The 7,434-nt window shown below is 71.8% G+C and carries 4 protein-coding genes; all 4 read left to right on the top strand.

All coding sequences use genetic code 11. The features are described 5' to 3' along the window. Positions 1-377: 377 nt before the first annotated feature. A complete protein-coding gene (gene cysC / locus Q1K33_RS20315) occupies positions 378-2,363 on the top strand; it encodes an adenylyl-sulfate kinase (RefSeq protein WP_300406690.1) in 1,986 nt (661 codons plus the stop codon). Beyond that, positions 2,363-3,418, top strand: coding sequence for a sulfite exporter TauE/SafE family protein (locus Q1K33_RS20310; RefSeq protein ID WP_300406688.1), 1,056 nt, complete (start codon positions 2,363-2,365; stop codon positions 3,416-3,418). The genes cysC and Q1K33_RS20310 overlap by 1 nt, the downstream gene beginning before the upstream one ends. 21 nt (positions 3,419-3,439) lie before the next feature. Then, on the top strand, positions 3,440-4,675 hold the full coding sequence (manA, locus tag Q1K33_RS20305) for a mannose-6-phosphate isomerase, class I (protein WP_300406686.1): 1,236 nt from the start codon (positions 3,440-3,442) through the stop codon (positions 4,673-4,675). 283 nt (positions 4,676-4,958) lie between these two features. Continuing rightward, positions 4,959-7,334, top strand: a complete 2,376-nt coding sequence (locus Q1K33_RS20300; protein WP_300406684.1) for a M1 family aminopeptidase — start codon at positions 4,959-4,961, stop codon at positions 7,332-7,334. The last annotated feature ends 100 nt before the right edge of the window (positions 7,335-7,434 follow it).

The following is a 7,434-nucleotide window of genomic DNA, read 5'->3' as shown; positions in this document are numbered from 1 at the left end:
GCCGAGCCCCTGGGCGAGGCCGTCGACGAAGCCCCGCGAGCCGGACACAGACCGCAACCACCGTCACCGGGCTTCGTCACCGCTCGCTGGCGCTCGCTGCTCAGCCTCCGAACCACACTCACCGGGCTTCGTCACCGCTCGCTGGCGCTCGCTGCTCAGCCTCCGGAGGGGGTCACCGGGCTTCGTCACCGCTCGCTGGCGCTCGCTGCTCAGCCTCCGGAGGGGGTCACCGGGCTTCGTCGACGCTCGCTGGCGCTCGCTGCTCAGCCTCCGGAGGGGGTCACCGGGCTTCGTCAACGCTCGCTGGCGCTCGCTGCTCAGCCTCCGACACCCAGTGGATGTCGAGTATTCCGCTGGACTTTGGCATGATGACCCGCGTGTCGACTCCCGCCGTGCCCCAGTACTGCCCCTCCCCGCGTGAGCTCGACGACCTGGAGCTCCTCGTCGCGGGTGCCTTCTCGCCGGTCCAGGCGTTCAACGAGCCGGGCAGCCCGATCACGCTCACGGTCTCCGAGGACCTGGCCGACAGCGAGCTGATCGAGCTCGTGGACCCCGAGGGCCTCCCCCTGGCGCGGGTCACCAAGCGCGCCGACGGCGCGTGGGCGGTGGCCTCGCTCGGCCCGGCCCAGTTCGGGCCCTTCCGCCGGCTCCGCCTCACCCCGGCCCAGGTCCGCTCCGCCGAGTCCGGGCTGGCCGGACGCACGTTCGTCCCCGTGACGGATGCACTCACAGACGCCCAGCTCGACCAGGTCCGCGGACTCGGTCCGGTCGTCCTGCTGGCCCTGGTCGGCCACGGCACCCCTGACCTCTCCCCCGTCGCCCTGCTCCGCGCGACGCTGCGCGTCGCCGAGCAGCTCCCCGAGGCCGACGTCGTCGCCGTGCCCCTCGCCTCGCACGACGACCCCGAGATCGACCACGACCTGGGCGTCCAGGTCACCACCGCCTACTCCGCGGGCGACCCGGTGGTCGGCCTGGTCGACGCGGGCGAGCCCCTCGACCTGGTCGCCGACATCGTCGAGGCCGACCAGCCGGCCCCCGACCGCCAAGGACTCGTCCTGTTCTTCACCGGCCTGTCCGGCAGCGGCAAGTCCACGCTCGCCCAGGCCCTGATGGACCGCCTGCTCGAGCAGGGCACCCGCACCGTCACGAGCCTCGACGGCGACGTCGTACGGCGCAACCTCTCGGCGGGCCTGACCTTCTCCAAGGCCGACCGCGAGACCAACATCCGCCGCATCGGCTGGGTCGCGGCCGAGATCTCCCGCCACGGTGGCGTTGCCGTGGTCAGCCCGATCGCGCCCTTCGACGAGACCCGCCAGCAGGTGCGGGCGATGGTCGACGAGGCCGGCGGCGCGTTCTTCCTCGTCCACGTCGCCACCCCGCTGGAGGAGTGCGAGCGGCGCGACCGCAAGGGCCTGTACGCCAAGGCCCGCCGCGGCGAGATCCCCGAGTTCACCGGCATCTCCTCGCCCTACGAGGAGCCCGAGGACGCCGACGTCCGCGTCGACACCACCGGCCGCACCATCGACGACGCCCTCGCCGACGTCACCGCCGCCCTTGCCGAGGCCGGCTACCTCGACCTCCGCACAGCCGCGCCGGAGACTGACCAGGAAGCGCCAGCCGCGCCGGAGACTGACCAGGAAGCGCCAGCCGCGCCGGAGACTGAGCAGCGAGCGCCAGCCGCGCCGGAGACTGACCAGGAAGCGCCAGCCGCGCCGGAGACTGACCAGGAAGCGCCAGCCGCGCCGGAGACTGAGCAGCGAGCGCCAGCGAGCGTCGACGAAGTCCCGGCAGCACAGGCCCCCCTCAAGGTCCTCTTCGTCTGCACCGCCAACATCTGCCGCAGCCCCTACATGGAGCTCGCCGCCCGCAAGCTGCTCGCCGAGAGCTCCAACCCGGACGCGATCACCTTCACCAGCGCCGGCACCCACGGCTTCCCCTCGCACGAGATGGACGCCACGATGGCCACCGCCCTCAGCGAGGCGACCGGCGCCGACCACACGGCGTTCCGCAGCCGCCCGCTGACCCGCGAGCTGGTCGCCGAGGCCGACCTGGTGGTCACCGCGGAGGCCTCGCACCGCACGTTCGTCCTCGACGACGACCCGGCAGCGTTCCGCAAGGTCTTCACCCTGGGCCAGCTCGCCGACGCCCTCGGCCAGGTCGAGCCCGGTCTCGACCGCGCCGAGTTGCTCAAGAGCCTTGGGGAGCGCCGCGGCACGGCCTCGCCCGAGCTGGACGTCTCCGATCCCTACCGCCGCGGCCGCACCGCCGCGGCGCGCTGCTCCGAGCACATCGACTCACTGCTGAAGATCGTCGTCCCCACCCTCGCCGGCTCGCCCACCACCGACGCAGGAGGGGACTCCTGATGGAAGACCTGATCACCACCACCTTCTTCTCGATCCTCGCCGCCGGGTTCGTCGTCGGGATCGTCGTCGGGCTGACCGGCATGGGGGGAGGCGCCCTGATGACCCCGGCCCTGCTCTTCCTCGGAGCCGGCTCCGGCGAGGCCGCGACCGTCGTGGCTGCCGACCTGACCGCCGCGGCGATCTACAAGTCGGGCGGCGCGATCGTGCACGCCCGGGAGGGCTCGCCCAACTTCACCCTCGCCAAGTGGCTGATCCTCGGATCGATCCCCTTCGCACTCGCAGGGCCCTACCTCGTCAAGGCGGTGACCAGCGACCCCGACCAGCTCGACTTCACGCTGAAAGTGTCGATCGGCTTCGCGCTGCTGCTGGCCGCCAGCACCTACGCGCTGCGGCTCTACCTCAACCTGCGGATGGTGCGCAGCGGCGGTCACCACGGCGACCCCGACCCCCGCATTCGCCCGTTCGTCACCCTGCTGGTCGGTGCGCTCGGCGGCCTGCTGGTCGGCGTGACCAGCGTCGGCTCCGGCTCGATCATCATGGTCGCGCTGCTGATGCTCTACCCCGGCCTGTCCGCGGTGAAGCTCGTCGGCACCGACCTCGTCCAGGCCGTCCCCCTCGTGCTGGCCGCCGCGATCGCCAACGTCGCGATCCACGGCCTCGACTGGAACCTCCTCATCCCGCTCGTGATCGGCTCGGTGCCGGGCACGATCCTCGGCAGCCGCCTGGCACCCCGCGTGCCGCAGTCCTACATCCGCCGCGGCATCGTGGTCGTCCTGACGATGTCCGGCGTCGCCCTGCTCGACAAGGCCGGCTGGGCGCCGCTGGGCCGCGAGGAGACCCACCCCTACCTGATCGCCGGCGTCGGCCTGGCCACCCTGATCCTGGTCCCGATCGTCTGGGGCTTCCTGCGCCGCGGCACGGGGCTGCCGATGTTCGGTGCACCCACGGTCGCCCAGCTCGAGGACCCCCAGTACGTCGCCAGGACTCGCCGCCGCCAGGAGCCCAAGCCGGCCGATCCCGTGGAGACCTCCGACAGCGGTCCCCCCAGCCCGTAGGGACGCCGTAGGGTCCGGTCCATGTTCATCATGGACAACACGATCCGCGACTACGCCTGGGGCTCCACCGAGCAGATGGCTCAGTTCATGGGCCACGCGCCGACCGGCAAGCCCCAGGCCGAGCTGTGGATCGGCGCCCACGACGGCGACCCCTCGATGCTCCCCGACGGGCGCCGTCTCAACGAGGTGATCTCCCAGGGCGCCGCCGACGTGCTCGGCAACCGGGTCTGCGACATCTTCGGCGAGCGGCTGCCGTTCCTGATGAAGGTCCTGGCCGTCAACGAGCCGCTGTCGCTGCAGGTCCACCCCAGCAGCGAGCGGGCCCGGATCGGCCACACCCGCGAGAACGGTGAGGGCATCCCCCTCGACGCCGGCCACCGCAACTACAAGGACCAGTGGCACAAGCCCGAGCTGATCTTCGCGATCACCCGCTTCGAGGGGATGGCCGGCTTCCGGGAGATCGACAAGACCGTGGAGCTCCTCAAGCTGCTCAACCTCAAGTGGGCCGACGGCATCGCCGAGCAGCTGCAGAGCGGCCCGGCCTTCCAGACGCTGCGCACCGTCGTCACCGAGACCCTGGCGATGGAGGGCCGCAAGCTGACCCGCCTGCTGTCCCAGGTGGGTGACGCCGCCCGGCACGCCGAGGCGCGGGCCCGCCGCGAGCAGCTGCGGCACCGCTCCAAGCGCACCAAGGGCCAGAGCATGGTCGGCCCCGAGGCCGTGCGCGTCTTCGCGCGCGTCGGCGACCTCGTGCGCCGCTACCCCAAGGACCCCGGCGTCCTGGTCACCCTGCTGCTCAACAACATCACCCTCGCCCCGGGTGAGGCGATGTTCGTCAACGCCGGCGTGGTGCACGCCTACGCCGAGGGCTTCGGCGTCGAGATCATGGCCTCCTCCGACAACGTGCTGCGCGCCGGGCTGACGCCCAAGCACATGGACGTCGAGGAGCTGCTCAGCATCACCAACTTCACCCCGATCCCCCCGCCCCGCTGGGACCCCTCGGAGCGCACGGCCGACTTCTGCTACATCGAGCCCCCGGTCGCCGAGTTCTGCCTCACGGTCGGTCGCCCCCCGCTGCGCCGCGTCCCCGCCACCGGCCCCCGCGCGGTCCTCGTGCTCGAGGGCGAGGTCGAGGTCGTCGCCCGCACGGAGCGGATCGCCGTACGTCGCGGCCAGTCCGTCTTCATCAGCCACCGCGACGGCCCGATCGACGTCGTCGGCACCGGCCGCGTCGCCGTCGGCGCCGTCCCCGCCTGACCACCCCGGAGGCTGAGCAGGCCGAGCCCCTGGGCGAGGCCGTCGACGAAGCCCCGCAACCTCCGCGACGCTGGTCGAGGTGCGAGGAGCGCCAGCGACGAGCCTCGAGACCCCGTACGCCGAGCGAAGGCCCGCCCCGGACGGCTGCTTCCCGGCTCACGGGGTTTCGAGGCTCGCTGGCGCTCGCACCTCAACCACCGTCAGCCCGCTCGCTGGCGCTCGCACCCCAACCACCCTGCGACACTCCTCGTAACAGTCCCCCACCCCACTCGTTGACCTCCTTGTGAAGCTCACGCGCACTCCCCTCGCGACCACCGCCGCCCTCCTCTGCGCGAGCCTCGCGGTGCTCCCGCAGGCCAACGCCGAGCAGGCCCCGGCGACGGCCGTGGTCGGCGGCCAGACGTCCGGCGACAGCCTGTTCCCCCACCAGGGCAACACCGGCTACGACGTGCAGCACTACGACGTCGACCTCGCCTACGCCTCCAACGGCTCGATCACCGCGACGACCACGATCGACGCCGTCACGACCGGCGAGCCTCTCAGCGAGTACTCCCTGGACCTGGAGGGCCTCACCGTGACCGCGGTGACGGTGAACGACGCCCCGGCCACCTTCACCCGCCTGACCGACGAGGACGAGGGCATCCACAAGCTCGTCGTCACCCCGGCCGCCCCGGTGGCCGACGCCTTCACCACGGCAGTCACCTACTCCGGCACCCCCACCGCCCACACCGATCCCGACGGGTCGATGGAGGGCTGGACGAGCACGACGGGCGGAGCGGTCGCGCTCAACGAGCCGGTCGGCGCGATGACGTGGTTCCCCAACAACAACACCCCGACGGACAAGGCGACCTTCTCCACTGCCCTGACGGTCCCCTTCAACGCGATCCTGCCCTTCCTCAACCGCACCGCGGTCAGCACCGGCGTCCTGGACTCGGTCACGACCTCCGGCAGCACCCGGACCTTCACCTGGGAGCAGCCCCACCAGCAGGCGCCGTACCTCTCGCTCGCCGCCATCGGCCGCTACAGCGGCGCCGAGTCCGACGTCGCCCTGAGCGAGGGCACCACCGCCGAGTGGAGCTACGCCAACACCCTCATCGAAGGCGCCTCCGGCTTCGCCAACCGTCGCGCCCAGCTCTCCCCGATGCTGCAGTCCATCGAGCGCAACTACGGCACCTACCCCGGGGCCAGCATCGGCGTCGTCGTGGACACCTCGACCCTCGGCTACGCCCTGGAGACCCAGGACCGGCCCTACTTCGAGGGCAGCATCGGGCAGAACACCCTCATCCACGAGCTCGCCCACCAGTGGTTCGGCAACGCGGTCTCGCCGAGCGACTGGAGCGACATCTGGCTCAACGAGGGCCCGGCCACCTTCATCGCGACCCAGGTCGAGGCCGAGCTGTACGGCGGGGACTCCACGGAGGACACCTACTACGACCTGTGGGACTCCACCGCGGCCGGCAGCGCCTTCTGGACGACCCCCGTCGCCGGCTTCGACGACCCCGCCGACCTCTTCGGTGCCCCGACCTACAACCGCGGCGCGATGACCCTCGAGGCGATGCGCTCCGCGCTCGGCGACGAGGTCTTCGGCGAGATCATGCGCACCTGGATCGAGCGGTACGCCGGCGGCGACGCCTCGACGGCGGAGTGGATCGCCCTGTCGGAGGAGATCTCGGGCCGCGACCTCACGGCGTTCTTCACCGACTGGCTCTTCGACACCGACAAGCCCGCCTGGCCCTCGCGCTGGTCCCTCGACCTCTCGTCGACCCCCGCCACCGGCGCCACCCTCGACCCCGAGGACCCGTTCAGCCTCACCCTGTCGGCCACCAACGTCGGCAAGGTCGCCCAGACCGGCAGCGTCGTGACGCTCGACGTCACCTCGTTGCTCGCCCAGGCCGACCTCGACACCCTGCCTGCCGGGGTGACGCAGTCCGGCACCACCCTCACCTGGGCGGTCCCGGCCAACCCCGTCGACGCCACCACCGCGGTGACGATCCCGGCCACGGTCAAGACCGAGCCCCCCTCGTCCAACCCGATCACGCTCGAGGCGTACGCCGAGACGCTCGGCGCCACCTGTGGGGCGTGCACGGCCACCCTGGAGGTCGACGCACCCCAGCCGATCGAGCCCGCCCCCACCCCTGCGATCTCCGGCGTCCTGCGTCTCGACCGACAGCTGACCGCGACAGTCGGCGCCTGGCCCGAGGCGGCCGACCTCGACTACCAGTGGCTGCGCGACGGCTCGCCGATCGACGACGCCACCGACACCACCTACGACCTGACCCTGGACGACCTCGGCGCCCGGATGAAGTTCGAGGTCTCGGCCACGCAGGACGGCTTCCTGCCCACCACCCGCACCAGCGAACCCACCGCCGCGGTCGGCAAGGGCGTCCAGTCGAAGCGCAAGCGCCCCGGCATCGACGGCGTCGCCCGCGTCGGCCGCCCGCTGCGCGCCCTCGTCCCTCCGCGCGACGCCGGCACCACGACCACCTACCAGTGGCTTGCCGGCAAGAAGCCCATCAAGAAGGCCACCTCGCGGTGGTACACGATCACCAAGAAGCAGCGCGGCAAGCGCCTCAGGGTCCAGACCACCACGACCAAGACCGGCTACCACGACGTCGTGAGGGTCAGCCTGCGCACCAAGAAGGTCAAGAAGCGCTCCTGACCCCACCATCGGACCAGACGCTGGACGAGCCACGAGACCCCGCACCCACCACGGAGGCTGAGCAGGCCGAGCCCCTGGGCGAGGCCGTCGACGAAGCCCC

Source organism: Nocardioides sp., from assembly GCF_029937575.1.
In the GTDB taxonomy this organism is placed as follows: Bacteria; Actinomycetota; Actinomycetes; order Propionibacteriales; family Nocardioidaceae; genus Nocardioides.
Note: the sequence above shows the minus strand (reverse complement) of the source record. Positions and strands in the feature narration are given on the sequence as shown.

Coding starts and splice junctions, on each gene's coding strand:
- Q1K33_RS20310 (WP_300406688.1), top strand. CDS start 2,363: ATGGAAGACCTGATCACCACCACCTTCTTCTCGATCCTCGCCGCCGGG.
- manA (WP_300406686.1), top strand. CDS start 3,440: ATGTTCATCATGGACAACACGATCCGCGACTACGCCTGGGGCTCCACC.